Origin of the sequence: Arthrobacter sp. Alg241-R88 (assembly GCF_900537115.1) — a bacterium.
Classification (GTDB): Bacteria; Actinomycetota; Actinomycetes; order Actinomycetales; family Micrococcaceae; genus Arthrobacter.
Genome location: NZ_UNRG01000001.1, coordinates 930,950 through 955,637, shown reverse-complemented (window position 1 = coordinate 955,637; position 24,688 = coordinate 930,950). Strand labels below are relative to the sequence as shown.

The 24,688-nt window shown below is 64.6% G+C and carries 19 protein-coding genes and 4 tRNA genes; 6 read left to right on the top strand and 17 right to left on the bottom strand.

Annotated elements, in window-relative coordinates:
• Positions 1 to 111 precede the first annotated feature (111 nt).
• The 6 genes from G6R19_RS04370 to G6R19_RS04345 all read right to left on the bottom strand — a co-directional run bounded on the left by G6R19_RS04370 (position 112) and on the right by G6R19_RS04345 (position 4,426).
• Positions 112 to 187, bottom strand: a tRNA-Glu gene (locus tag G6R19_RS04370).
• Between the two features lie 135 nt (positions 188 to 322).
• A tRNA-Gln gene (locus G6R19_RS04365) sits at positions 323 to 394 on the bottom strand.
• 109 nt (positions 395 to 503) lie between these two features.
• Positions 504 to 1,241 carry an HAD family hydrolase gene (locus G6R19_RS04360; RefSeq protein ID WP_163162625.1) on the bottom strand — a complete coding sequence of 246 codons (738 nt, stop codon included), beginning with the start codon at positions 1,239 to 1,241 and terminating at the stop codon, positions 504 to 506.
• The gene (gene gltX, locus G6R19_RS04355; protein WP_163162623.1) at positions 1,241 to 2,755 is read right to left on the bottom strand and encodes a glutamate--tRNA ligase; all 1,515 of its coding nucleotides are present in this window, start codon (positions 2,753 to 2,755) and stop codon (positions 1,241 to 1,243) included. Before gltX ends, G6R19_RS04360 begins: the two co-directional genes overlap by 1 nt.
• Before the next feature lie 52 nt (positions 2,756 to 2,807).
• Positions 2,808 to 3,584: a fumarylacetoacetate hydrolase family protein gene (locus G6R19_RS04350; protein ID WP_163162621.1), complete on the bottom strand. Its 777-nt coding sequence runs from the start codon at positions 3,582 to 3,584 to the stop codon at positions 2,808 to 2,810.
• A gap of 41 nt (positions 3,585 to 3,625) precedes the next feature.
• On the bottom strand, positions 3,626 to 4,426 hold the full coding sequence (locus tag G6R19_RS04345; RefSeq protein WP_240341746.1) for an MBL fold metallo-hydrolase: 801 nt from the start codon (positions 4,424 to 4,426) through the stop codon (positions 3,626 to 3,628).
• Between the two features lie 135 nt (positions 4,427 to 4,561).
• Here G6R19_RS04345 and G6R19_RS04340 point away from each other — a divergent pair, with 135 nt between their 5' ends.
• On the top strand, positions 4,562 to 5,155 hold the full coding sequence (locus G6R19_RS04340) for a hypothetical protein (protein ID WP_163162619.1): 594 nt from the start codon (positions 4,562 to 4,564) through the stop codon (positions 5,153 to 5,155).
• Positions 5,156 to 5,240: 85 nt separating this feature from the next.
• On the opposite strand, the gene G6R19_RS04335 is transcribed toward G6R19_RS04340, so the two are convergent.
• The 10 genes from G6R19_RS04335 to ilvD all read right to left on the bottom strand — a co-directional run bounded on the left by G6R19_RS04335 (position 5,241) and on the right by ilvD (position 20,367).
• On the bottom strand, positions 5,241 to 6,353 hold the full coding sequence (locus G6R19_RS04335) for a branched-chain amino acid aminotransferase (RefSeq protein ID WP_163162617.1): 1,113 nt from the start codon (positions 6,351 to 6,353) through the stop codon (positions 5,241 to 5,243).
• 114 nt (positions 6,354 to 6,467) lie between these two features.
• Entirely contained in the window at positions 6,468 to 7,520 is a 1,053-nt protein-coding gene (locus G6R19_RS04330) for a 3-isopropylmalate dehydrogenase (protein WP_163162615.1), read from the bottom strand.
• A 166-nt stretch (positions 7,521 to 7,686) separates the two neighbouring features.
• Positions 7,687 to 9,246 (bottom strand): methionine--tRNA ligase, encoded by a 1,560-nt coding sequence (gene metG / locus G6R19_RS04325; protein ID WP_163162613.1) that lies wholly within the window; start codon positions 9,244 to 9,246, stop codon positions 7,687 to 7,689.
• 33 nt (positions 9,247 to 9,279) lie between these two features.
• On the bottom strand, positions 9,280 to 10,035 hold the full coding sequence (locus tag G6R19_RS04320; RefSeq protein ID WP_163162611.1) for an ATP-binding cassette domain-containing protein: 756 nt from the start codon (positions 10,033 to 10,035) through the stop codon (positions 9,280 to 9,282).
• Complete coding sequence (locus tag G6R19_RS04315) at positions 10,032 to 12,830, bottom strand: FtsX-like permease family protein (RefSeq protein ID WP_163162609.1); 2,799 nt, start codon at positions 12,828 to 12,830, stop codon at positions 10,032 to 10,034. Before G6R19_RS04315 ends, G6R19_RS04320 begins: the two co-directional genes overlap by 4 nt.
• A 215-nt stretch (positions 12,831 to 13,045) precedes the next feature.
• Positions 13,046 to 14,635 (bottom strand): phosphoglycerate dehydrogenase, encoded by a 1,590-nt coding sequence (serA, locus tag G6R19_RS04310; protein ID WP_163162607.1) that lies wholly within the window; start codon positions 14,633 to 14,635, stop codon positions 13,046 to 13,048.
• Positions 14,636 to 14,761: 126 nt separating this feature from the next.
• On the bottom strand, positions 14,762 to 15,787 hold the full coding sequence (gene ilvC, locus G6R19_RS04305; RefSeq protein WP_163162605.1) for a ketol-acid reductoisomerase: 1,026 nt from the start codon (positions 15,785 to 15,787) through the stop codon (positions 14,762 to 14,764).
• Between the two features lie 92 nt (positions 15,788 to 15,879).
• Positions 15,880 to 16,392 carry an acetolactate synthase small subunit gene (ilvN, locus tag G6R19_RS04300; RefSeq protein ID WP_050054685.1) on the bottom strand — a complete coding sequence of 171 codons (513 nt, stop codon included), beginning with the start codon at positions 16,390 to 16,392 and terminating at the stop codon, positions 15,880 to 15,882.
• Between the two features lie 2 nt (positions 16,393 to 16,394).
• A complete protein-coding gene (locus G6R19_RS04295) occupies positions 16,395 to 18,302 on the bottom strand; it encodes an acetolactate synthase large subunit (protein ID WP_163162603.1) in 1,908 nt (635 codons plus the stop codon).
• Positions 18,303 to 18,645: 343 nt separating this feature from the next.
• Positions 18,646 to 20,367, bottom strand: coding sequence for a dihydroxy-acid dehydratase (ilvD, locus tag G6R19_RS04290; protein ID WP_163162601.1), 1,722 nt, complete (start codon positions 20,365 to 20,367; stop codon positions 18,646 to 18,648).
• A gap of 322 nt (positions 20,368 to 20,689) precedes the next feature.
• Here ilvD and G6R19_RS04285 point away from each other — a divergent pair, with 322 nt between their 5' ends.
• Both G6R19_RS04285 and G6R19_RS04280 read left to right on the top strand, forming a co-directional pair.
• Positions 20,690 to 21,772 carry a hypothetical protein gene (locus G6R19_RS04285; protein ID WP_163162599.1) on the top strand — a complete coding sequence of 361 codons (1,083 nt, stop codon included), beginning with the start codon at positions 20,690 to 20,692 and terminating at the stop codon, positions 21,770 to 21,772.
• 319 nt (positions 21,773 to 22,091) lie between these two features.
• Positions 22,092 to 22,167 (top strand) — tRNA-Lys (locus G6R19_RS04280).
• A gap of 202 nt (positions 22,168 to 22,369) precedes the next feature.
• Here the strand turns inward: G6R19_RS04280 and G6R19_RS04275 are convergent.
• Positions 22,370 to 22,828, bottom strand: coding sequence for a MarR family transcriptional regulator (locus G6R19_RS04275; protein WP_163162921.1), 459 nt, complete (start codon positions 22,826 to 22,828; stop codon positions 22,370 to 22,372).
• A 96-nt stretch (positions 22,829 to 22,924) separates the two neighbouring features.
• Between G6R19_RS04275 and bcp the strand changes: the two genes are divergently transcribed.
• The 3 genes from bcp to G6R19_RS04260 all read left to right on the top strand — a co-directional run bounded on the left by bcp (position 22,925) and on the right by G6R19_RS04260 (position 24,543).
• Complete coding sequence (gene bcp / locus G6R19_RS04270) at positions 22,925 to 23,398, top strand: thioredoxin-dependent thiol peroxidase (protein ID WP_163162597.1); 474 nt, start codon at positions 22,925 to 22,927, stop codon at positions 23,396 to 23,398.
• Positions 23,399 to 23,513: 115 nt separating this feature from the next.
• Positions 23,514 to 23,595: transfer RNA gene (locus tag G6R19_RS04265), tRNA-Leu, on the top strand.
• 273 nt (positions 23,596 to 23,868) lie between these two features.
• Positions 23,869 to 24,543 carry a fasciclin domain-containing protein gene (locus G6R19_RS04260; protein ID WP_163162595.1) on the top strand — a complete coding sequence of 225 codons (675 nt, stop codon included), beginning with the start codon at positions 23,869 to 23,871 and terminating at the stop codon, positions 24,541 to 24,543.
• Positions 24,544 to 24,688 lie beyond the last annotated feature (145 nt).

Genomic DNA, 24,688 nt, shown 5'->3' with positions numbered 1-24,688 from the left:
CTGCCCAACGCCCCACCACCTCCCGCACCCTCCCCGGAAAGTGATGGCGCGTTCCACGACTTGTTGCGGAAACAAAAAATGGTCCCGGGCGTTTGCCCGGGACCATTCCGTTGGTGACCCCAGCGGGATTCGAACCCGCGTTACCGCCGTGAGAGGGCGGCGTACTAGGCCGCTATACGATGGGGCCGTGTACTTTACCGTACTTCTTTCAGCGTTTCCGCTGGTCAGCTCAGTGATTGTTTCACACACTTCGCTGTGGTTTCAAATCGGCGAACCGGCTGAAACCTTCTGCTTTTGGCCCGCAACGGGCCTCTGAGCAGAGCTGGGATACCAGGACTCGAACCTAGAATGACGGTACCAGAAACCGTAGTGTTGCCAATTACACCATATCCCAATGATACTTTCGGGCCGGTTTTCAGGGCCTTTGCCCCGCTCCGTGCGCCTCAGCACGAGAAATTACTTTACCCGAGACTTCCGGCCCGCACAAATCGGCACAGTGTGACTTAGCTGACCAACTGGTCCAGCGAGGTCACCATGCCGCCGTCGAATCCGGCAGCCGCCTCCCCCGCCCGGTTGAGCCAGACGCCCAGGAGGCCGGCCGCCGTCGAGCCCTCGGCATCCAGGAGGCGGTTGTCTCCCACATACAGCGTGTCGGCAGGGGCGGTGCCGAGAAGCCGGACCCCCTCGAGGTAGATGGCCGGATCCGGTTTGGCCACACCGAGGGTGTCCGTTCCCACCAGCCGCCTGACCCGGGCGAGTCCAGCCCCATCCAGCTTGGCGCGCTGGTAGTCATGCACGTTGTTGCTGACCGCCCCGTAGGGGACGCCGGCTTCGTCCAGGACATCCAGCAGCGGCATCACGTCCGGAAACGGCTTTACGTACGCGGGCTGTTTTTCCATGTACGCGCTAAGCCACTGGTGCGATTGCTCGCCCTCCGCAAGTTCAATCCCAAAATGCCCCAAGGCCGCGCGGCCGCGCAGCAGCCGCTGTTCGTTGAACGTGAGCTCACCTGCCAGGTACCGGTCGTAGTAGTGCGTGGTCTCATGGGTGAAGATGCGTCCGAACCGCTCCCACCCGGCCTGGTCAAGGCCGGGCAGGAGGTGTTCGCTGACTTCCCGCAAGGCAGTGGTCATCGAGAATTCGAGGTCAACCAGGGTGTCATCGATGTCGAAAAGCACCCCGCGGACAGAACCGAAAGGCGTGTCCAGGACCGCGCCGCCTACCTGCATGGGAGCCGTCATCAGCCGCGGAATGCGCGAAGGCGGCGGAGGGAGGACTCCTTGCCCAGGATCACCATGGACTCGAACAGCGGCGGCGAGATCCGCCGGCCCGAAACGGCCGTTCGCACCGGTCCGAAAGCGAGGCGGGGTTTGATGCCAAGGTCCTCAACGAGTGCCTGCTTGAGCGCGGTCTGGATGTTGTCCGGCGTCCAGTCCTCAACAGGTTCGAGCGCTGCGATGGCTGCATCCAGTACTTCCGTCAGGTTTTCCGGGAGCCCCTTCCGGGCATCAGCGGCAACGTCGATGGCGTCGTCCGCTTTGAAGAGGAACGCCAGCATTTCGGGCGCCTCGCCCAGCAGCGTGATGCGCTCCTGGACCAGCGGCGCGGCCTCGGTGAGGATTTCCTCTTCCCGGTCGGTCAGGATCTCCCCCACCAGGTCCGCTGCGCGCAGGTACGGAACGAGGCGTTCCCGGAAGACCTCAGGCGGGAGCATCCGGACGTGCGTGCCGTTGATCGCTTCAGCCTTCTTGAGGTCGAAGCGTGCGGGGTTGCCCAGGACGTCATGGATGTCGAAGTGCTCCACCAGCTGTTCAACAGTGAAGATGTCTTCGTCCGCGCTCAGGGACCAGCCCAGGAGCGAGAGGTAGTTCAGCAGGCCTTCGGGAATGAAGCCGCGTTCCCGGTGCAGGAACAGGCTCGATTCGGGATCGCGCTTGGAGAGCTTCTTGTTGCCCTGGCCCATGACATAGGGCAGGTGGCCAAACTCCGGCATGTACTGCGCAACGCCCACGGCGTACAGGGCGCGGTAGAGGGCAATCTGGCGCGGAGTGGAGCTGAGCAGGTCCTCGCCGCGGAGGATATGGGTGATGCCCATCAGGGCATCGTCCACCGGGTTCACCAGCGTGTACAGGGGCGCTCCATTGGCACGGACCACTGCGAAGTCCGGGACGGAACCGGCACGGAAGGTGATCTCGCCGCGCACGAGGTCATTGAAGGTGATGTCTTCGTCGGGCATCCGCAGCCGCAGGACGGCCTCGCGGCCTTCTGCCTTGAACTGGGCAAGCTGCTCCTCCGTCAGGTGGCGGTCAAAGCCGTCATACCCAAGCTTCGGGTCGCGTCCCGCGGCACGGTGGCGCGCTTCGATTTCCTCCGGCGTGGAGTACGACTCGTAGACAAAGCCACCCTCCCGGAGACGGGCAATGACGTCCTGGTAGATTCCGCTCCGCTGCGACTGCCGGTACGGCTCATGCGGGCCGCCCACTTCCACGCCCTCGTCCCAGTCGATGCCCAGCCACTTCAGCGCGTCCAGCAGCTGGTGGTAGCTTTCCTCACTGTCCCGCGCCGAGTCCGTGTCCTCGATCCGGAACACCATGGTGCCCTTGGTATGGCGGGCGTAGGCCCAGTTGAACAGTGCCGTTCGGATCAGCCCGACGTGGGGAGTGCCGGTGGGCGACGGGCAGAAGCGGACCCGAACGGGCGTGTCAGCGGTGACGGGCGGGATGGAGGCAGCATTTGACGCAGAAGCAGTAGTCATAGTGGCTCCAACTTTACCGTCTGGCGCAAAACCCCCAGCGCGGAGCCAGGCGTCAGCGGCGGACGATGGGGTTGGACAGGCGGCCGATCCCCTCGATCTCCACCTCAAAGCGGTCCCCGGCGGTGACCAGGCCCACTCCGGCCGGCGTTCCGGTCATGATCACGTCGCCGGGAAGGAGGGTAAACGCCTGGGAGACAACGGACACGAGTTCCCGTACTCCCCTGATCATCTGGCTGGTGCTGCCGTCCTGCCGCAGCTCCCCGTTCAGGCGGCCCTGGATCTGCAGGTCCTCCGTATCAAGGTCCGTCTCGATCCACGGGCCCAGGGGCGCCGAGGTGTCAAAGCCCTTGGCCCGGGTCCACTGCAGGTCTGTCTTCTGGACATCCCTGGCCGTGAGGTCGTTGCCGCATGTGTAGCCGAAGATAACATCATCCACGCGTTCCTCGGGCACGTCCTTGCAGATCCGTCCGATCACGACGCACAGCTCCGCCTCGAAGGAGACTTCCTCGGAAAACTCGGGCAGCACCACGGGATCGTTGGGGCCAACGACGGCGGTGTTGGGCTTCAGGAAAAGGAGCGGCTGGGCGGGAACTTCGTTTCCGAGTTCATGCGCGTGTTCCACGAAGTTGCGTCCCACACCGATCACTTTGCTGCGGGGAATGATGGGGGCAAGCAGCCGGACGTCTTCCAGCTTGTGGCGGACGGATGTACGTTCCACCCCGTTGAAGAAAGGGTCCCCGTGGATGACAGTGATTTCCTCACTGCCCGTGTCACCTTCAACAACGCCGTAGAGGGGATCTGAATCGACGACAAACCTGGCAATACGCATGGCTCCTACCCTACCGTCTCGCCACACCGGCACCCGCCGTCTTACGGCCTGTCGGCCCAGCCCCGCAGGTAGTGAAGCTGGGCGGCAACGGACGTAACAGCTGCCCGCCGCACGGAAGGGTCGACGTCGGAATAGACGGCGTCAGCAACGTCACCGATGGTGGCATCCCGGCCGAGCCGTTCCAAGGCCGCGCGGATCTGCGCCAGCCGTTCGAGGCGATGGGCGCGGTAGTTCCCGACGACGTCCGTCAAGGATTGCAGGACAGGGCCGTGGGCGGGCAGGACGGTGGCCGGCCCCAGCGATTCCAGCCTGTCGAGGGAGGTCAGGTACTCCCCGAGGGTCCCGTCCGGATAGTCAAGCATCGTGGTGCCGCTGCCCAGGATGGTGTCCCCGGTCAGCACCGAACCGTGGGGGCCGTCGTCGGGCAGGTGGAAGCACACTGAATCGGAGGTGTGGCCCGGCGTTGCCACCACCCTGACGTCAAGGCCCGCAGATTGGAGTACCTCTCCGTCGAGCAGCGGCGTGCCGTTGCCGTGGCAGTGTGCAGGGTCCGAAGCGCGTACCGGGGCGCCGGTCAGTTGATGCAGCCGCGCGGAGCCGGCGGTATGGTCGCCGTGGCGGTGAGTGATGAGGATAAGTTCAACGGGGCCGGCACCGGCGAGTGCCTGGAGGTGGGCCTCGTCCAGGGGACCAGGATCAACCACGACGGCCCCCGGATGGCCGGGGTGCCGCAGCAGGTAGGAGTTGGTGCCTGCGAGGCTCATGGGCCCGGGGTTGGGGGCCAGGACGAACTGCGTCAGGGCTGAGCTGCGCTGCAGGAGGGGGCCGGAAGGTGGGGTCACCGTCCCATCTTTGCATCCGACTCTGGAGCGCCGCGGCCGTTGCGCGGAGAACAGGCCGGAATAGAACAGCGGGGTGCCCGGGTTGACCACCAGTGAATCCCCTCGTTGTCTCCCAGGAAGCCGGAACCACATCACATGAGCACCACCACGCTTGCAGACCTCCTCGCCGAAGCCGATTCAGCCGGTCACGACCATGCCGCAACGGAGAAGAACAGCGGGCTTCTGCACATCCACAACCACGCCACGGGCAGCATTGTCTGGTTTCCCACCTGGAAGAAGTTCCGCGAGACCGCCGACTGGAGTGCGGCGGTGGACGGTCTCACCGAGGATCTCAAGCGGGGTGCGGCGCCCGTGGAGGAAGCGGCCTCCGGGCTCCTGGCGGAAGAACTGGCCGAGCTCCTGAAACGGGCCGCTGCCTCCGGCGATGCCGCCCTGTTTGTCCAGGAGAACCTCACGCCCCACCTGACGAGGACTTGGGCCATCGCAGACGCCGTCTCGAAAGCAACAGGGCAGGAGCTGCCCTCCGGCAGCACTACGCCGCCTATATTCGCCGACTACCCCTACGATGTGTACGCGCAGGACGGCGGCGTCTTCGCGACGACGCTGTGGAACGACATTATCGACGCCCGCCGCAACCGTGCCCTGGAGGAAGAAGCGGCCAGGAAGGCCCTGAAGCCGGTTTCCCGCAAGGCACTGAAGAATGCCGCCCGGAAGGCCGGGCGGCGCTAATCCCCCTGTTGCATAACGAACGGCGCCTGCCGGGGATGAGCCCGGCAGGCGCCGTCGTAATTTTTTCAGTCAGGGAAAAGTGGGACTATGCCAGCCTGGTCAGCCAGCCGTGCGTGTCGGGGACTGCGCCGGTCTGGATGCCCAACAGCTTTTCGCGGATGGCCATGGTGGTTTCCCCGGCCTTGGCGTCCTCGGAACCGATGAACTCCGTGATGTCCTTGAGGACCCCGATCGGGGTGATGACGGCGGCAGTACCGCAGGCGAAGACTTCGGCAATCTCACCGGAGGCAACGCCGTCGCGCCATTCATCGAGGGTGATCTTCCGCTCGGTGACTTCGCGTCCCATGTCCTTGGCCACCTGGATAACGGACATCCGGGTGATGCCTTCAAGGATGGTGCCGGTCAGCGCAGGGGTGACCAGTGAGCCGTCCTTCATCACGAAGAAGACGTTCATGCCGCCCAGTTCCTCGACTGCGTTGTCGTTGAACTGGTCGAGGAAGAGGACCTGCTTGCAGCCGTTGGCTTCAGCCTCCTGCTGGGCAATAAGCGACGCTGCGTAGTTGCCGCCGCACTTCGCATCGCCGGTACCGCCACGGCCTGCTCGGGCGTATTCCCGGGAGATCCAAATGGACACGGGCTTGAGTTCGCCGCCGAAGTAGTTGCCGGCCGGTGAGGCGATCACCCGGAAGGAAACCTCGCGTGCGGCGCGGACGCCCAGGAAGGCCTCGGTCGCAATCATGAACGGCCGGAGATACAGCGCTTCACCGTCGCCGCTGGGAACCCAGTCCTTGTCGGCGGCAACCAGTTCACGGATTGCTCCGAGGAAGTACTCGGCAGGCAGTTCCGGAAGGGCGAGCCGGCGGGCGGACTTGTTAAGGCGCGCTGCGTTCGCCTCCGGGCGGAAGGACCAGATGGACCCGTCCACGTGGCGGTACGCCTTGAGCCCTTCGAAGATCTCCTGACCGTAGTGCAGCACTGCAGCTGACGGGTCCAGGGAGATCGGTCCGTAAGCTTCCACCCGGGCATTGCGCCAGCCCCCGTTGCCGTTCTCGTCCACGCTGTAGTCGACGATGGCGGTGTGGTCGGTGAAGTGATTGCCGAATCCCGGGTTGGCCAGGATGGCTGCACGCTCTTCAGCAGACTTCGGGTTGTCCGAGAGCTGCTGCGAAAATTCGACGCCGTGGGCAGTCTGAGTCATGGTTCCTCCACGATCGGCCGCCTTGGCCTCAGCGTTGAGCGTCAAGGCGGCATTTGGTGATTCGAGACAAGCTTACGCCCGTTGCCGCCAGGCCCAGGCCCGCTAAAGGCGCGGCTACAGGCCGGCGGCGATGGCGTCGCCCACCGCGCTGGTGGTGCGTGCACCGCCGTCGCGCTTTTCGACGTCGGCACTCACTGCCGCCTCGATCCTGCGGGCTGCCCGGGTGTAGCCGAGGTGGTCCAGCAGGAGCGCTGCGGACAGGATGGCGGCGGTGGGGTCGGCCTTGCCCTGGCCGGCGATGTCGGGGGCAGAGCCGTGGACCGGCTCGAACATCGACGGCGCGGTGCGGTCCATGTTGATGTTGCCGGAAGCTGCCAGCCCAATGCCGCCGGTGATGGCTGCAGCAAGATCGGTGAGGATATCGCCGAAGAGGTTGTCGGTGACGATTACGTCGAAGCGGGACGGATCGGTGACCATAAAGATGGTTGCGGCGTCCACGTGCAGGTAGTCGTGGGTGACCTCCGGGAACTCCTGTGCCACGGCCTCGACCGTACGCTTCCAGAGGTGCCCGGCGAAGACCAGGACGTTGTGCTTGTGGACAAGGGTGACGTGCTTGCGCTCCCTAGCGCTGGCCCGGCGGAAGGCATCCCGGACAACGCGCTCAACCCCGTGGGCGGTGTTCAGCGAGACTTCCGTAGCCACCTCATGGGGAGTTCCGGCGCGGAGGGTGCCGCCGTTGCCGACATAGGGGCCCTCGGTACCTTCGCGGACCACGATGAAGTCGATGACGCCGGGATTTGCCAACGGGCTGCCCACGGTTCCATAGAGCCGGGAGGGCCGCAGGTTGACGTAGTGGTCCAGGCTGAAGCGGAGCTTGAGCAGCATCTCGCGCTCAATGATGCCGGACGGAATGCGGGTATCGCCCGGGGCTGCACCTACTGCCCCGAACAGGATGGCATCCCGGGTCCGAAGATCCGCCAGGACGTCGTCCGGCAAGGTTTCGCCCGTGGCCAGCCAGTGCTCCGCGCCAAGCTTGTAGTGCGTCTGCTTAAGCTCGACACCCTCCGAGGCGACAGCCTTTTCCAGCACCTTAAGTGCTTCTGCAATGACCTCAGGGCCAATGCCGTCGCCGGGAATAACTGCAAGATCGATGAAGGATGCGCTCATGCTTTCAGCGTAGCCAAGACATCCATATGCTGGTCAAGCTGTCTCAGTATCCGAACAGCCCGCAGTGGCTGCCTTCACTTTTGGGAGGAAACGGCGACGGCCTTTCACCATCCGTCCTGAAAGGTGAGAGAGCGTTCGCGGAAAACGTGCAGAAAGTGAGAGAGCGTCAGCCCTCAGCGGGCTCCTCGTACTTGGGGAACACCGGCGACGGAGCCGGCAGTTCAGTACCGGCAGCAATCGGCGTTCCGATGGCGGAGAACTGGCGGGCCTCCCCTTCCGGCTGGCCGAGGGTGCCAAGGAGCGCTGCTGTTGCGGTCGGCATAACGGGCTGGGCAAGGATGGCCACGATCCGCAGGACTTCCAGCGTCACGTACAGCACGGTATTCATGCGTTCGACGTCGGTCTTCCGCAGCACCCAGGGCGCCTGCTCGGCGAAGTAGGCGTTGGTGTCGCCCAGGACGCCCCAGATGGCTTCGAGGGCACGGCTGAATTCCTGCTTCTCGAATGCCGCCCGTGCAGCGTCGAGGAGCCCTGCGGCCTGCGCCAGGATGGCGTTGTCCTCCGCGGTGAACTCCCCCGGGACCGGCACCTTGCCATCACAGTTCTTGGCCACCATGGACAGGGACCGCTGGGCGAGGTTTCCGAAGTTGTTGGCGAGGTCCGCGTTCATCCGGCCAACAATCGCCTCATGGTTGTAGCTGCCGTCCGCACCGAAGGGCACTTCGCGGAGGAAGAAGAAGCGCACCTGGTCAAGGCCGTACTGCTCCACGAAGTCGGCCGGGGCCACAACGTTGCCCAGCGACTTGGACATTTTCACGCCGTTGTTGTGCAGGAATCCGTGGATCATGACGCGCTTGGGCAGTTCAAGGCCGGCGCTCATCAGGAAGGCCGGCCAGTAGATGGCGTGGAACCGCGAGATGTCCTTGCCGATCACGTGGACATCCGCCGGCCAGAACCTCCGGAACTTCTCCGACTCGACGTCCGGGTAGCCCACGCCGGTGAGGTAGTTGGTCAGCGCGTCCACCCACACGTACATCACGTGCTTGTCGTTGCCCGGGACCGGAACGCCCCAGTCGAACGTGGTCCGGCTGATGGACAGGTCCTCCAGGCCGCGCTTCACGAAGCTGATGACTTCATTGAACCGGTACTGCGGGGCACCGAACTCGGGCTGGGCCTCGTACAGGGCCAGCAACTTGTCCTGGTAGGCCGACAGCCGGAAGAAGTAGCTCTCCTCCGCCGTCCAGGTCACCTCGGTGTCCGTCTCCTTGGAGTAGCGCACGCCGTCGTCCTTCACCACGGTGTCGTCTTCGACGTAGAACGCCTCGTCCCGGACGGAGTACCAGCCCTCGTACTTGGAGAGGTAGATGTCGCCGTTGGCCTCCATCTTTTTCCAGATGGCCTGCGAAGCGGCGTAGTGGTCCTGGTCAGTGGTCCGGATGAAACGGTCGTACGTGATGCCCAGGGCCGAATGTGCCGCCTTGTAGACCTCTGCGTTCCGGTCCACCAGTTCCTTGGGCGTGATGCCTTCCTTTTCGGCGGTCTGGGCGATCTTCATCCCGTGCTCGTCCGTGCCCGTCAGGAACATCACGTCATAGCCGTCCAGCCGCTTGAACCGCGCCATGGCGTCGGTGGCAATGTACTCGTAGGCGTGGCCGATGTGCGGCACACCGTTGGGGTAGGTGATGGCCGTGGTGATGTAGAACGGCGTTTTCTCTGAAGCAGTCACGTGCGGACGGTACCTTCGGTGCGGAGGGACAGGCTAGATCAGTTCGGTCAGGGAGTCGCTGAGCCGGACGAGTTCGTGGTCGTGCGAAGCCACGAGGACCGCGATGCCATCGGACGTGGTGTCCTTGAGGATGCTGATGATGCGGTTTGCGGAGGCACGGTCCAGGCTCGCGGTGGGTTCGTCAACCACCAGGACCCTGGTGCCCAGGATCAGGGCGCGGGCGATGGCGACGCGCTGGCGTTCACCGCCGGACAGCTGCGCGGGGCGGTGGCGCATGCGGCGGCCCAGGCCCACGAGGTCCAGCAGGTCCTTGGCCATGTCCCGGCGCTGGTCCACCTCCCCGTCCGGAACAGCCGGCAGGAGGACGTTCTCCAACGCGCTCATTCCATCAATGAGGGCGCCGCCCTGGTCCACGTACCCGATGAGGGCACGACGGCGGTCGGCGATTTCGTCGTCGCCCATGCTCTCAAGGGAATCGCCTTCCCAGAAGACACGGCCCGACGTCGGCAGCGTGAGCCCCGCGCCGACCGTCAGGATGCTGGTCTTGCCGGAGCCGCTTCGGCCGGCGACGCAGTGCATCTCGCCCGCGTGCAGCGCGAGGTCGAAGCCTTCCACCACGCTGACTGCCTCCGCACCGCCCTTGCCGCCGCCGTAGCGGATGGTGATGTCGCTCAGTTCCAGCGGGGTCCCGTGGTCAGCGGCCTTGACGATGGTATTGGCGCGCGTCTGCAGGGGGACGTCGCCGGAGCCGCTCCTGCGGCTCCGCTGGACATTGGTCTGGTTTGTCATTGGACCACTTTCGTTGCAATCGGTATCCAGCAAAGTACAGCCACGAGGCCGGCCACGCCCGCCCACAGTGCGGCATAAGGTGCCAGCAGCAGGCCGATGCCCAGGGCGCCCAGCACGCCCAGGGGCAGCGCCACGGTTCCCACCAGCGCGTTCTCGAACAGCCGGACCTGGCGGAGCATGTCCGGGTTCCAGCCCATGGCCTCGAGGATGCCCAGGTACTGCCGCTTGGCGTTGAGCTCAAAGCGGCCGGTGACCAGGGTCAATACCAGGCCCACGACGACGCCCGCTAGAGCCAGGAGAATGCTCGGCAGCGCCACGCTGGCAGCGGCGAGCCCGCTCAGGGCACTGGCGCCGGCCGCGCGGGGAATGTCGATCAGCAGCGCGATGAGCCCGCCCACGGCTGCCCCAAAGACGCCGACGGCAACAGCCAAGGCAAGGGTGTTGAACTTGTTGGTGCCCAGCTGGCGGTTCGCGAAGGTCAGGGGTGAATCCACCGGAATGAGGCGCTCGTCATGCTGCGGTTCCTGGTCGATGACGTCGCGGTGGCGCAGCTGTTGGGCTGCGAAGAACGCAGCGCCGGCGTACAGGACCAGGACGGAAACGCACACGAGGGCTGTGGTGAGGCTCCAGCTGACCAGGCTCAAAACGATGCCGGCCACGGCAAGCAGCACTGCGCCCACACCGAATTCCTCCAGCACCCAGCTGCGGATCCGGCGCTGGGTCCAGCCCATGGCGCGCAGCGTTCCTGCCTCGCTCCGCCGCTTGCGGATGTAGCTGACGGTGGAAGCACCGGTGAGAAGGGCGGCGCCGCAAAGCGTGAGGAAGAGCAGCGTGGTGTTGGTCCCGGACAGGGAACCAGTCACGGCGTCGGCTGCATTCTGCCGGACCCATGACTGCTGGACCGTGCCCAGGGGGGATTCCTTGCCGGCGTCGTCCTTGGAATAGCCGGGGACGAAGATGCTGGCGTCCTCGCGGGCAGAACCGGCCACAATCGTGGCCTCCAGACCCATGTCGCGGATCTCCCCGGCGAGCTTTTCAACGTCCGGCTGTGCCTCTTTCCAGCTGCCGGGCGCTTCGGCACGGACACGGACGGCGTCGATGACTGCCGCGTTGTCCTTGTAGCCGCGGGCAGCCGCGAGTCCGTAGTAGTCGGTGATGGCGCCGGCGGACTGGCTGGCGAGCCCGGTGGCGCTCAGTGAAGGCTCAAGCTCGGCTGCGGGAACGTCCTTGCCCTCGGCGTCCTTGACCAGGGTGAAGGGAGTGGGGTCGTAGCCGCCCAACGGAAGCTTGTTGACGTCCCCGGCGGCCTCTGCCACAGCGGAAGGATCGAATGTTCCGTAAACCATGGCAAGGGGGGCTGCTGCCTTTTGCTCCCCGGTCTCCAGGTTTTCACGGTAGGAGCGTTCGTCCACGGGCTCGCGCTGGGTCTGGTCAACGGGGGTGCCATTGGCGCTCTTTTCGGGCAGCCGGTTGATTGTGACCCATTCGCCGGGTACCGCGTTCTTGCCGACGGCGCCGTTGGCCGCAGCCTCGCCGTCGGTGTATTTCGGGGCCGCTGCGAAGTCCGTGCTCCATTCAGCAGGCGTGTAGAGACCCTGGTTGAAGTTGCCGGTGGCTCCGAGGAGGGAGGAGTGGTCCGTGGATCCGGGCCACGAGAGAACGAAGGGGTCCTTGGAGACAAACGGGAGATAGTCCTTCCCCAATGACTGGGAGGCTGTTCCGACGTCTCTGACCACCTTGCCGGAGTCGTCGATTTCCTCAATCTTGACGTTGTACTTCAGGTCAAGGGACGTGCCCGAACGCACGATGAGGGGAATGGCCTGGGAATCGGCGGTCAACTGGCCATTGCGCTTTGCCTGCTGGTACTGCGTCATCAGGGGTGCCCAGTGCTTGAGCTTCACGCCCAGGAAGTCAGGGCCTTCTTCCAGCTCGTCCAGGCCGATGCCGTTGGTGAAAAGGCCTTCGAAGTAGCGGCCGATCGCTCCGGCATCACGCGCGTCGGCGGGCGGAGCCTTTTCCAGCGGGGCCAGGAAGTCGCCGGCGGTACCCAGCAGTGCGCGCTCGGCGGCGGGATCGACGGCGACCACGGATTCCGTGACCTCCGGGGCGAGGGGCAGCGACACTGACAGGTTGAACAGGTTGTGTTCGGATCCGCCGGCCGGGGCAGGGAACTTGATGCCCGTTTCACCTTCGGGGGCGGCGATGCGGATGCTGCTCCCCCCGGCTGCCCGCTCCTCAACGAGCTTGGCTTTGCCCAGGGTGCCTTCGGCAGTGGACTTGAAGAGCGTCTGCTCTGAAACGCCGTCGGAGCTGACTGCGCTGGCGGTGAGGCGGTACTTCTTGGCCTCATCGCTCAGCACGGACTCGGCCGCGGGCCACTCAGCAGGAGCGGTGGCCCCGGCGGCCTGGTCCGCCGTCGCGGTGCCTGCGAGGCCGGCGTTGTAGCCCAGGTAGTCCATGGCGTCCAGCCGCGGCGCTTCAAGGTTCTGCGTCACCCGCGATACAAGGCTGATGGGCGCTGCCACCGCGGTACCCGACAGCTTCCGGATGGCCTCCAGCTGTTCAAAACTGATGCCGCCGGTGCCGTTGGCGATCTCCGGCTGCAGCAGCGCGCCCGAGGGCGCCTTTGCCTGGACCAGGACATCGTAGAGCCCCCGTGAATTTTCATCCACGGTCCGGCTGAGCGCCGCCTGCGACTGGCTTTGGACGAGGACCGACAAGCACATGGCTGCGATCAAGATGGCCGCGGTCAACAGCAGCACTTTGCTTCTGATGAACCTCTGGACGGCGTTCATTGAACTCCCTGAAACCTGGATTGCGTGCGCACATTCGAAACCGCTCGGGGCGGACGTGGACGATCACGGACGGATGTGCAAAAGGTATTGGCCGGCCTGCCGGCCCGGTCCGGTAAGGGGACCCAGCCATTGTAAGCAGACCGGCCAATCATACGTGGCCCCGCCGGGACGCGCCGAGCGGAGGATGGTGGTACGGCGTTTCGGCGGACCGCCGATTAGTCCTCCAGGTCCACTTCCCGGACCATCTCGGCCCCGATGCCGGCCTTGATGGCGTCGAGGACCTGCTGCGGCACGGAGCTGTCGATGGTGAGCAGCGCGAGCACCTGGCCGCCCTGGTCGTGGCGTGCCACCTGCATGCCTGCGATGTTGATGTTGTTCATGCCCAGGATGTGGCCGATGGTTCCGATCACGCCGGGACGGTCGGTGTAGGCAACCACCACCAGGTGCTCGCTGATGGGAATTTCAACTTCGAACCCGTTGATGCCCACCAGCTTCTCGATCTGCTTGGGCCCGGTCAGGGTGCCGGCCACGGAGATCTGGGTGCCGTCGCTGAGTGCACCGCGCAGGGTGAGGACGTTGCGGTAGGACTCGGTTTCCGGGGTGGTGATGAGGCGGACGTTGATGCCGCGCTGCTCGGCGATCACCGGGGCATTGACGTAGGAGACCTGCTCGGTCACCACGTCAGCGAAGATCCCCTTGAGTGCCGCAAGCTCCAGGACCTTGACGTCCAGGGACGAGATCTCGCCGGCCACCTCGACGTCGAACTGGGTCAGGGACGCATGCGTCAGGGCCGTGAAGATCCGGCCCAGCTTCTCAATCAGCGGGATGCCCGGGCGGACGTCGGGGGCAATGACACCGCCGGCGACGTTGACTGCGTCCGGGACGAGCTCGCCGGCCAGTGCCAGGCGGACGGACTTGGCCACCGAGACGCCGGCCTTTTCCTGGGCTTCGTCAGTTGATGCACCGAGGTGGGGGGTGACCACTACGTTGTCCAGCTTGAAGAACGGCAGGTCGGTGCTGGGCTCCTTGGAGAATACGTCCACGCCGGCACCGGCAATCGTGCCGTCCTGCAGGGCGGTGAACAGGGCCTCCTCATCCACCAGGCCGCCGCGGGCTACGTTGACCACGTAGGCCGTGTTCTTCATCTTCTTGAAGGCATCCGCACCGAGCATGCCCACCGTCTCGGGGGTCTTGGGCATGTGGATGGTGATGAAGTCGGACTGGGCCAGGAGCTCGTCCAGGGTCACCAGCTGCACACCGAGCTGCGCTGCCCGGGCGGAGGTGATGTAGGGGTCGTATGCCAGGATCTTGGTGTCGAAGCCCTTCAGGCGGGCCGCGACGAGGGCACCGATCCGGCCCAGGCCAATGATGCCGACCTTCTTTTCGAACAGTTCGATGCCCGTGTACTTGGAGCGCTTCCACTCGCCGTCCTTGAGGGCGGCACTTGCCTGCGGGATGTGGCGGGCAAGGCTGAGGATGTGGCCCACGGTGAGCTCGGCCGCGGAGACGATGTTGGACGTGGGGGCGTTGACCACCATCACGCCGGCCTGGGTGGCGGCCTTGATGTCCACGTTGTCCAGGCCGACTCCTGCACGCGCAATGACCTTGAGGTTCTTCGCGGCGGCGATCGCCTCGGCGTCCACCTGGGTGGCTGAACGGACCAGGATAGCATCGACGTCGCCGATGGCAGAGAGCAGCTGGGAACGGTCAGCGCCGTCGGTCTGGCGGATCTCGAAGTCCGGGCCGAGGGCCTCGACAGTGGCGGGGGAAAGTTCTTCGGCGAGCAGTACTACGGGTTTTGACACGGCTGATCCTCTGCGTTGCAGTCCTGGGGATGGAAACAAGTCTAGGCGGACGGAAAGGCCGGGCTCACATTGTTAAGTGTGAACCCGGCCTCACTGCTGCCTTTATGCGGCGCCCAACGGGCAGCCTTAGCGGGCGGCGGAACCTTCTACGTAGTCCACGTCCTGCTGCTGCCAGGAGAACAGGGAACGCAGCTCGCGGCCAACAGCCTCGATGGGGTGCTGCTCAGCCTTGGCACGCAATTCCTTGAACTCCACGCCGCCGTTGTCCTGGTCTTCGATGAAGCGCTTGGCGAAGGCACCGGACTGGATGTCGGCGAGGACAGCCTGCATGTTTTCCTTGACCGCAGGGGTGATGACGCGCGGGCCGGAGACGTAGTCGCCGTATTCAGCGGTGTCGGAAACGCTCCAGCGCTGCTTGGCGATGCCGCCTTCCCACATGAGGTCAACAATGAGCTTGAGCTCGTGGAGCACCTCGAAGTAGGCGATCTGCGGCTGGTAGCCGGCTTCGGTCAGGGTCTCGAAGCCGTACTGGACCAACTGGGACACGCCGCCGCAGAGGACAGCCTGCTCGCCGAAGAGGTCCGTTTCGGTCTCTTCGGTGAAGGTGGTCTTGATGACGCCGGCGCGGGTACCGCCGATTGCCTTGGCGTAGGACTTGGCCAGGTCCCAGGCGGAGCCGGAAGCATCCTGCTCGACGGCGATGATGTCGGGGATGCCGCGGCCGGCCTCGAACTCGCGGCGGACGGTGTGGCCCGGAGCCTTGGGGGCAACCAGGATGACGTCAACGCCTTCCGGGGCCTGGATGTAGCCGAAGCGGATGTTGAAGCCGTGGGCGAAGGCAAGGGCCTTGCCGGGCGTCAGCTTGTCCTTGATGGAGTCGTTGTAGATCGAGCGCTGGTGCTGGTCCGGCGCCAGGATCATGATGACGTCGGCCCATTCGGCGGCGTCGGCGACGTTCCTGACCGTGAAGCCGGCGTCCTCGGCCTTGGCGATCGAGCTGGAGCCTTCCTTCAGCGCGATGGTGACCTCGACGCCGGAATCGCGCAGGTTGAGCGCGTGGGCGTGGCCCTGCGAGCCGTAGCCAACAATGGCAACCTTGCGGCCCTGGATGATGGTCAGGTCGGCGTCGTCGTCGTAGAACATTTCAGTCACTTGCGTAACTCCTCTTGAGTGGATGTGTAGATAGGTGTTTGGTGGTGCGGTTACGGGCGTTGCGTCATGCCGGGCGGAACCTTGGCAGTGTCCTAGGCGGAACGCAGCGCCCTGTCACTCATGGAGCGGGATCCCCGTCCAACGGCGAGGGTGCCGGACTGCACAATTTCGCGGATGCCGAAGGGCTCAAGCACTGAGAGCAGTGCGGTGAGCTTTTCGGGGTGGCCGGTTGCTTCAATGACGACGGAATCGGTGGAGACGTCGACCACTGAGGCTCGGAACAGGTCTGCAGCCTGGGTCACCTGCAGACGTGTTGCGGCATCCGCACGTACTTTGACCAGGATGTGGTCGCGCTGTACGGAAGATTCGGAGGTCAGCTCAACGATCTTGATGACGTTGATCAGTTTGTTGAGCTGCTTGGTGACCTGTTCGATGAGGTCGCCGTCGGCGTCGACCACCACGGTCATCCGGGAGATGCCCGGGACCTCGGTGGGGCCAACGGCCAGGGAGTTGATGTTGAAGGCGCGGCGGGCGAAGAGGCTTGCGACGCGGGTCAGCACGCCGGGTTTGTCTTCAACCAGGACGGAGAGTGTGTGGCGGCTCATGGTCAGTCCTCTTCTTCCCATTCCGGGGTCATGTTGCGGGCAACCTGGATCTGGTCGTTGCTCACGCCGGCGGGCACCATCGGCCACACCATGGAGTTGGGGCTCACCACGAAGTCGATGACCACGGGGCGGTCGTTGATTTCGAGGGCTTTCTGGATGGTGGCGTCGATGTCCTCGTCGCGTTCGCAGCGGAACGAAGCACAGCCGTAGGCCTCCCCCAGCTTGACGAAGTCCGGGATGCGGACGGTGTCGTGGCCGGTGTTGAGATCGGTGTTCGAGTATCGGCCCTCGTAGAAGAGGGTCTGCCACTGCCGGACCATTCCCAGCGAGGAGTTGTTGATGACCGCAACCTTGATGGGGATGTTGTTGATGGCGCAGGTGGCCAGTTCCTGGTTGGTCATCTGGAAGCAGCCGTCGCCGTCGATCGCCCAGACCACACGGTCCGGCTCGCCCACCTTCGCACCCATGGCAGCCGGGACGGCATAGCCCATGGTGCCGGCGCCGCCCGAGTTCAGCCAGGCGTGCGGGCGCTCGTACTTGATGAACTGTGCTGCCCACATCTGGTGCTGGCCGACGCCCGCCACGTAGATGCCTTCCGGCCCGGTCAGCGCACCGATGCGCTCAATGACTTTCTGCGGTGCGGTCAGTCCGTCGTCGGGCTCGGTCCAGCCCAGCGGGTAGGTTTCCTTGAGGTTGTTCAGGAATGCCCACCAGGTGGTGAGGTCCGGCGTGCCTGCAGCCTCGAACTGGGTGCGTACGGCTTCGGTGAGCTCCGGAATGATTTCCTTGACGGACCCAACGATGGGGACGTCGGCGGTGCGGTTCTTGGAGATCTCTGCCGGGTCGATGTCGGCGTGGATTACCTTCGCCATGGGCGCGAAGGTCTTCAGCACGCCGGTAACGCGGTCATCGAAACGGGCACCGAGGGTGATCAGGAGGTCTGACTGCTGCAGGGCGGTCACGGCTGAGACGGTGCCGTGCATGCCGGGCATCCCCATGTGCTGGGGATGGGAGTCCGGGAAGACACCCTTGGCCATCAGCGTGGTCACAACCGGGGCTCCGGTGGCCTCGGCGAGTGCGAGCAGCTCGGCGGAGGCATGCGCCTTGACCACACCGCCACCCACGTACAGCACGGGCTTGCGGGCTGCGGCGATCAGCTTTGCGGCCTCGCGTACCTGCTTGTTGTGTCCGCGGGTGACCGGACGGTAGCCCGGCAGGTCGATTCGAGGCGGCCAGGAGAAGGTCATCTGGCCTACCTGGGCGTCCTTGGCCACGTCCACGAGGACAGGTCCCGGACGGCCGGTGGAGGCGAGGTGGAACGCCTCAGCCATTACGTGCGGAATGTCATTGGGGTCGGTCACCAGGAAGGAGTGCTTGGTGATGGGCATGGTGATGCCCACGATGTCAGCTTCCTGGAAGGCGTCGGTGCCGATGACCCCGCTGGACACCTGGCCGGTGATGGCCACCAGCGGCACGGAGTCCATGTGGGCATCCATGATGGCGGTAACGAGGTTGGTGGCCCCCGGACCCGAGGTGGCGATACAAACGCCCACCCGCCCGGTAACCATGGCGTAGCCTTGCGCGGCGTGGCCGGCTCCCTGTTCGTGACGGACCAGGACGTGGTTCATGCTGGAGGCCATCAAGGGGTCATAGGTGGGCAGGATCGCGCCACCGGGCAAACCGAAAATATCGTCGACGCCGAGTTCTTCGAGCGAGCGGACAATAGCTTGCGAGCCGGTCATCACCGTTGGGGGTACAACGTTGTTCGGCCCAAGGACAGGAGAGGCAGCAGCAAGGTCGGCGACGACGACGGCATGGTCGGCCGTCCGGTCGGCGCGTTCCGGAGCCTTGGCGGCTCCAGCGGACTTAGTAGCCATCAGCGAGGGGCTGATCGGCGATCCTTTGCTCATCGGACTCTTCCTTGTGGATCATCTGTGGTTCGTGGAAACTGCGGGAAATAAAAAAACCCCTCAGCCTGGCGGCTCTTCGAGGGGTTGCGCGTGACGGTTCGTTACCTGGCTAATGTGCCACGCGCTGGGTAAGGACGACGACGGTGCCGGTAACGAAGGTCATGCGTTCAGTTTTCCCTCTGTGCGAGATACGTGTCAATGTGACCTGACTGCATCTCACCATGTGGACTGCATTGTCCACTCCTTGGCGGACTCCCCCAACTAAGTAGCAGTAAGTGTCGTTTTGGGCGTTCAAAACGACACTTAGCGCTACCTAGTTGGGTCAACCACCAACATGCAGGTGCTACCCGCAGTATGCGCCGGTGCTGGCGCTGTGCACCAGCTTGGCGTACTTTGCCAGGACGCCCTTGGTGTACCGGGCCGGGAGCGGCTCCCAGCCCACCTTGCGGGCTTCGAGCTCTGCCTCGTCCACCAGGAGGTCGAAGCTGCGGGCTGCGATGTCCACGCGGATCCGGTCCCCGTCCTTGACGAAGGCGATGGGGCCGCCGTCGACCGCTTCCGGAGCGACGTGACCGATGCACAGGCCGGTGGTACCTCCCGAGAAGCGCCCGTCGGTGAGCAGCAGGACGTCCTTGCCCAGCCCCGCACCCTTGATGGCACCGGTAATGGCGAGCATTTCGCGCATGCCCGGCCCGCCCTTGGGTCCTTCGTAGCGGATGACCACGACGTCGCCAGCGTGGATCTGCCCGTTGTCCAACGCGTCAAGGGCACCCTGTTCGCGTTCGAAAACGCGGGCGGTGCCTTCGAAAACGTCGGCGTCGAAGCCGGCGCTCTTCACCACGGCACCCTCGGGGGCCATGGATCCGTGCAGGATGGTGATGCCGCCGGTCTTGTGGATCGGGTTATCCAGCGCGCGCAGGATCTTGCCGTCGAGATCCGGCGGGTTGATGACCTCAAGGTTTTCGGCAACAGTCTTGCCGGTGACGGTGAGGCAGTCGCCGTGCAGCAGGCCGGCGTCGAGCAGTGCGCGCATGATGACGGGCACGCCGCCGATTTTGTCGACGTCCGTCATTACATACCGGCCGAACGGCTTCAGGTCACCGAGGTGCGGAATCCGGTCGCCGATGCGGTTGAAGTCATCGAGGGTCAGCTCCACCCCGGCCTCGCGGGCAATGGCCAGCAGGTGCAGCACGGCGTTGGTGGAGCCGCCGAAAGCCATGGTGACGGCGATGGCGTTTTCGAAAGCTTTCTTGGTCATGATGTCGCGGGCAGTGATGCCCAGGCGCAGCAGGTTCACCACCGCTTCGCCGGACTTGCGGGCGAATTCATCACGACGGCGGTCTGCCGAGGGCGGGGCGGCGGAGCCGGGCAGGGACATGCCCAGGGCCTCGCCGATGCAGGCCATGGTGTTGGCCGTGTACATGCCGCCGCAGGCACCTTCGCCCGGGCAGATGGCCTTTTCGATGCGCGTCAGGTCTTCCATGCTCATCTTGCCGGCTGCGCAGGCACCGACGGCCTCGAAGGCGTCAATAAGGGTGACTTCCTTTTCGGAGCCGTCCTCAAGCTTCACCCAGCCGGGCATGATGGAGCCGGCGTAGAGGAAGACACTGGACAGGTCCAGGCGGGCAGCCGCCATCAGCATGCCCGGGAGGGACTTGTCGCAGCCGGCCAGCAGGACCGACCCGTCGATGCGCTCGGCCTGCATCACGGTTTCCACGGAGTCGGCAATGACTTCGCGGGAAACCAGGGAGAAGTGCATGCCTTCGTGGCCCATGGAGATGCCGTCCGAGACGGAGATGGTACCGAACTGCATGGGGAACCCGCCGCCGGCATGCACGCCTTCCTTGGCGCCCTGCGCGAGCCGGTTCAGCGAGAGGTTGCAGGGAGTGATTTCGTTCCAGGAACTGGCGACACCGACCTGGGGCTTGGCGAAGTCATCATCGCCCATGCCAACGGCACGGAACATACCGCGTGCAGGGGCAGCGTGGATGCCGTCAGTTACTACCCGGCTGCGGGGCTTGATGTCAGGCTTGTTGTCGGTCGTGATCTGGGTGTCCTCACTCATAGGGGAAATTCTATGGCTCCACGCGGGGGCTCAACGACCGCAAAGCCCCGGTTAAGCGCAAAATCAGGATTATTTCGATCAGATAGTGGACTGTCATCTCGAATATTGAGATGGGCATCGTCGGGTTCGATCGTTGTTGTGGTCCAGCTCACTGAGTCGCACGCCTTGAAGCCGACCGATCCGTCCCTGGTTCCCCGCCAGGGACGCCACCGCCGGCGGGACGCCCAAGGGGACGTCCGGGCCGGTCAAAGTGCTGGACAGCGCTGTGGACCCGACGTAGCGTCAGGGCAAGGGACCTTGCCAACTGACCGAAGGGCTTGCCATGGAAGCTGTCTTCTTGATCATTCTGCTCGCTGTACTGGTAGGTGTTGTGTGGTGGAGGCTGAACGCCAAGAAATCGCCCGCCGCCCGAGGTGATGCCGGCCAGGCCGAAAAGGGCCGCAGCGAGGGGGGAAACCGCGCGGATGGAGCACTCTCCGGTGGCAGCGCCGCGGCCTCTGCCGAAGCAGCCGGCACTACCGGAATTGCCACCGCCGCCGGTTTCGGCGCCCCCGCCGAGCCCACAGCGCCCACCACCGCAGATGAACCAGCGGAGACAAAGGCGCCGGCCGGAAGCACTCCGGCCGCGCCGCAGGGCCATAGCGGGGCCGGCGCGTCTGCTGTCGCTACCGGAGCCGGGACGGACCGCGGAGAAGCAACTGCCCCCGATGAAGGCAGGGCCCAGGACGAGACGGAATGGGAAACCCAGTGGTCGGAGGCGTCCGGACCCGCCCCTGCCCGTGAGGGATCAGGCCACCGGGAAGGTGCCGCACCGGCATCGCCCGCACAGGCACAGGACGGCGCGCCGTCCGCAACTGCCGGTGCTGGCGCCGGGGCCTCGCAGCCGGTTCATCACCCCGAGTACACCGAACCCCACGCCCCCACCCTTCCGGGCGCCGAGACCGCGGCCGTGGAAGACGCGGACGACGCCGGCACTGCAGTCTCCGCCCCTGTCCCCCCGGGCAGCACGTCCGGTCCCCATGACAGCGAAGGGACTGCCGCTGCTGCCGGCCTTCACCTCCCCAGTGATGCCGGAGTAACAGAAACGCGGGAGCGCGCGCAGTCCTCGGCGCTGGTGGAAACCGGGGCGAACCACGTCCAGGACCCAACGGGCAGCGCTGCCCCGGGAAGGCAGGAGCCGGCAGGACATCTGGCGGCGGAAGAGCCGTACGGCGCGGGCTCGGCGTCCGCCGCGGCGGACGGCAGCGGGCCGGCGGACTACACCGTCAAGGGGGATGCCGGTGGGATGGTCTACTACGAGGAGGGACACCCCGACTATGGCCAGATCCGCGCTGAAGTGTGGTTTGAATCCGCGGCCCACGCTGAGGCCGCAGGATTTCGGGCGCCAAGGCGGAGGCGGGTCTAGCTGTCCATCCAGCAAAGCAGGTCCGGCGCCGGCCGCCGGATGTGGACGGTACCTCCGCGAAGAGACATCGGCGGCCGTGTGGGCCATCTCACACGTAAGTGCGGGCTGATCCGGGACGTAGCGCGCACGCCCGATGGCGGTTTTTGGCTGCCGACCAGCAACGAAAACCCCGACTTTGTGCTGGTTTTACCGCCATCCGGACAAGCCGGACGTGCTGGCGGGCCTCGATTTCACATGCACCAAAAGTTCGTGTAGAGTTTCATGTCGTTGCGGAGATCAACGGGGAAATAAAAAGCCCCAAACGATCGAAACAAAAGATGCACCTCTAGCTCAATTGGCAGAGCAATTGACTCTTAATCAATGGGTTCCGGGTTCAAGTCCCGGGGGGTGCACCATTGGGAAAACAGCCTCCGGCTTGCGGAAACGTGGGCCGGGGGCTGTTTTGTTTTATCCGGTATCTGTGGCGTTCATTCCGCAATAGCCGGGTTAGCAGCCATCGCCGGCGCCCGGGTAAAAAGAAAGGCGTGATTCCAACCTCACCAGGAAGCTGGAATCACGCCTTTATGCCGGCAGCACCGGCGGTACTGGCAGCGACGCTTAGGGGGTCATGGAGGGGTTGTCCAGAAGCGCTCCGGTTGTGGACGATCCGAACTGGCTTGCCAGCTCCCGCACGACTGCCTTGAGTTCCTGCCGAAGGACGTCGGGATCGATGGTGGCCGCTGCCAGGACCGTACGTTCCATTTCGACGGCGGCGGCGACGGCCTCCTTGCCCCGTTCCGTGAGGGACACCACATGGCTGCGTCGGTCAGAGGTGCTGCGGACCCGCGCGATGTGGCCGTGGGACTCCAGCCTGCTGAGGGTTTTGCCCATGGTCTGCGCCTGAACCCGCACGTACTGGGCAAGCTGCGCCTGTGTCATAGGTCCTTGCGCGTTGAGAACCTCAATAGCAATAACACCGGCATGGGTAAGGCCTATAGCCCCGAGTTTTTCATTCCATGAGTGTTCGACGAGGCGCGCAGCAGTGGACAAGAGGCGCCCTGTGGGCCAGTGATCCATATCAGGCATAGCAGCAAGTATAGCCAAGTGTCGATTAGCACTCCTCCAGACTGATTACTAGGCTGGTGTGTCCCGCCTGCGACAAGGAGAAAAACATTGGCTGACAAACTCGTAACCGGTGACGACGCACCCGCGTTCACGCTCAAGGATTCAGCCGGTAAGGACGTCAGCCTGGCACCGCGCCCGGGCCGCCACACCATCGTCTACTTCTACCCCGCAGCATCAACACCCGGCTGCACCAAGGAGGCCTGCGATTTCCGCGACAGCCTGGCCTCCCTGCAGTCATCGGGATACGACGTGCTTGGCATCTCCCCTGACCCGGTGGAGAAACTGGCCAAATTTGCCGCCCAGGAATCCCTCAGCTTCCCGTTGCTCTCGGACGAAGACCATGCCGTGGCCGAGGCCTACGGAGCATGGGGCGAAAAGAAGAACTACGGCAAGACCTACCAGGGGCTGATCCGTTCCACCATCGTGGTTGATCCGGATGGCAAAGTGGCGCTCGCCCAGTACAACGTCCGCGCCACAGGACATGTGGCCAAGCTGCGCCGGGACCTGAAGCTGGACGCCTGACCGGACTGCCGCTGACGCAGGCCCCGCCTGCGCGACGCTACAATAAAAACTGGCATCCGGCGTCGTACGTTCAACAGCCCCGTTATTACGGGTCTGAAACGCGCTGCCGGGCCAAGCGCGAGTGGTGAAATTGGCAGACACGCAGGATTTAGGTTCCTGTGCCTTCGGGCGTGGGGGTTCAAGTCCCCCCTTGCGCACACTGAAGAAAAAGAGATCCTTCGGCTCCAGCCGGGGGATCTCTTTTCGTTAATGCCCGCCCCACGCCCACAGTTCCGGGGCCGGAAACCCACCACACTTGGGCCCCGCCGAAAACTCCTTGACGTTTGACCCATCCGGATTCGCGCAACTGCCGAATACCCATTGAGACACCAGCCCAGGGCAGGTGCCCACCAGCCGGACGCAAATACAAACACCGCCCCGGACATCCGGTCCGCGGCCAGGCGAAACGCCAAACCTCAAGGAGAACCGAAATGCAGACAATCAAGCGCACAACTTTCACCGTCGCAGGCGTTGCAGCTGCAGCTCTGCTGAGCCTCACGGCCTGCGGTGGCTCGGCCAGCACCTCAAGTTCGTCCGCCCCGGCCGCCGAGCCCTCCGCTTCCAGCATGGCTCCTTCACCGTCAGCCAGCTCCTCCGCCGGCACCATGGACCCGGCCGCAAACCTGGTTGGGCCCGGCTGTGCAGGCTACGCCGAGCAGGTCCCCACCGGCGCGGGCTCAGTAGAAGGCATGGCACTGGATCCGGTGGCTGTCGCAGCATCGAACAATCCGATCCTTACCACCCTGACCGCCGCGGTTTCCGGCAAGTTGAACCCGAAGGTGGACCTGGTTGACACCCTCAACGGCGGAGAGTTCACAGTCTTCGCACCGGTAGATGACGCCTTCGCTAAGATTGATGCAGCCACCATCGAAACCCTCAAGACGGACGATGCCCTCCTGAGCAAGATCCTGACCTACCACGTGGTTCCGGGCCAGATCACTCCCGACAAGATCGCCGGCACCCACGCCACCGTCCAGGGCGGTTCCGTGACGGTTACCGGCAGCGGCGACGCCCTCAAGGTAGATGACGCCAGTGTTATCTGCGGCGGCGTCCAGACAAAGAACGCCACGGTCTACCTGATCGACTCGGTGCTGATGCCGAAGTAGTCCCACAGGAATGGCCGGGGCGCGATCCAACAGGACCGGGCCCCGGCCCTTCGCACGTGACGGGCACCCTGCCGAAGGCCGCCGGTAAACGGGAGTAGGGGGTCAACTAGACTGGGTTCCGGCCCGCACTTGGCGGGGGCGGCAA

What these genes read in the sequence shown, in the direction of transcription:
- G6R19_RS04360 (WP_163162625.1), bottom strand. Translation starts at nt 1,241, where the DNA reads ATGACGGCTCCCATGCAGGTAGGCGGCGCGGTCCTGGACACGCCTTTC.
- G6R19_RS04295 (WP_163162603.1), bottom strand. Translation starts at nt 18,302, where the DNA reads ATGAGCAAAGGATCGCCGATCAGCCCCTCGCTGATGGCTACTAAGTCC.
- ilvN (WP_050054685.1), bottom strand. Translation starts at nt 16,392, where the DNA reads ATGAGCCGCCACACACTCTCCGTCCTGGTTGAAGACAAACCCGGCGTG.
- ilvD (WP_163162601.1), bottom strand. Translation starts at nt 20,367, where the DNA reads ATGAGTGAGGACACCCAGATCACGACCGACAACAAGCCTGACATCAAG.
- G6R19_RS04330 (WP_163162615.1), bottom strand. Translation starts at nt 7,520, where the DNA reads ATGAGCGCATCCTTCATCGATCTTGCAGTTATTCCCGGCGACGGCATT.
- G6R19_RS04260 (WP_163162595.1), top strand. Translation starts at nt 23,869, where the DNA reads ATGCAGACAATCAAGCGCACAACTTTCACCGTCGCAGGCGTTGCAGCT.
- G6R19_RS04275 (WP_163162921.1), bottom strand. Translation starts at nt 22,828, where the DNA reads ATGGATCACTGGCCCACAGGGCGCCTCTTGTCCACTGCTGCGCGCCTC.
- G6R19_RS04340 (WP_163162619.1), top strand. Translation starts at nt 4,562, where the DNA reads ATGAGCACCACCACGCTTGCAGACCTCCTCGCCGAAGCCGATTCAGCC.
- G6R19_RS04350 (WP_163162621.1), bottom strand. Translation starts at nt 3,584, where the DNA reads ATGCGTATTGCCAGGTTTGTCGTCGATTCAGATCCCCTCTACGGCGTT.
- G6R19_RS04335 (WP_163162617.1), bottom strand. Translation starts at nt 6,353, where the DNA reads ATGACTCAGACTGCCCACGGCGTCGAATTTTCGCAGCAGCTCTCGGAC.
- G6R19_RS04315 (WP_163162609.1), bottom strand. Translation starts at nt 12,830, where the DNA reads ATGAACGCCGTCCAGAGGTTCATCAGAAGCAAAGTGCTGCTGTTGACC.
- G6R19_RS04320 (WP_163162611.1), bottom strand. Translation starts at nt 10,035, where the DNA reads ATGACAAACCAGACCAATGTCCAGCGGAGCCGCAGGAGCGGCTCCGGC.
- G6R19_RS04285 (WP_163162599.1), top strand. Translation starts at nt 20,690, where the DNA reads ATGGAAGCTGTCTTCTTGATCATTCTGCTCGCTGTACTGGTAGGTGTT.
- gltX (WP_163162623.1), bottom strand. Translation starts at nt 2,755, where the DNA reads ATGACTACTGCTTCTGCGTCAAATGCTGCCTCCATCCCGCCCGTCACC.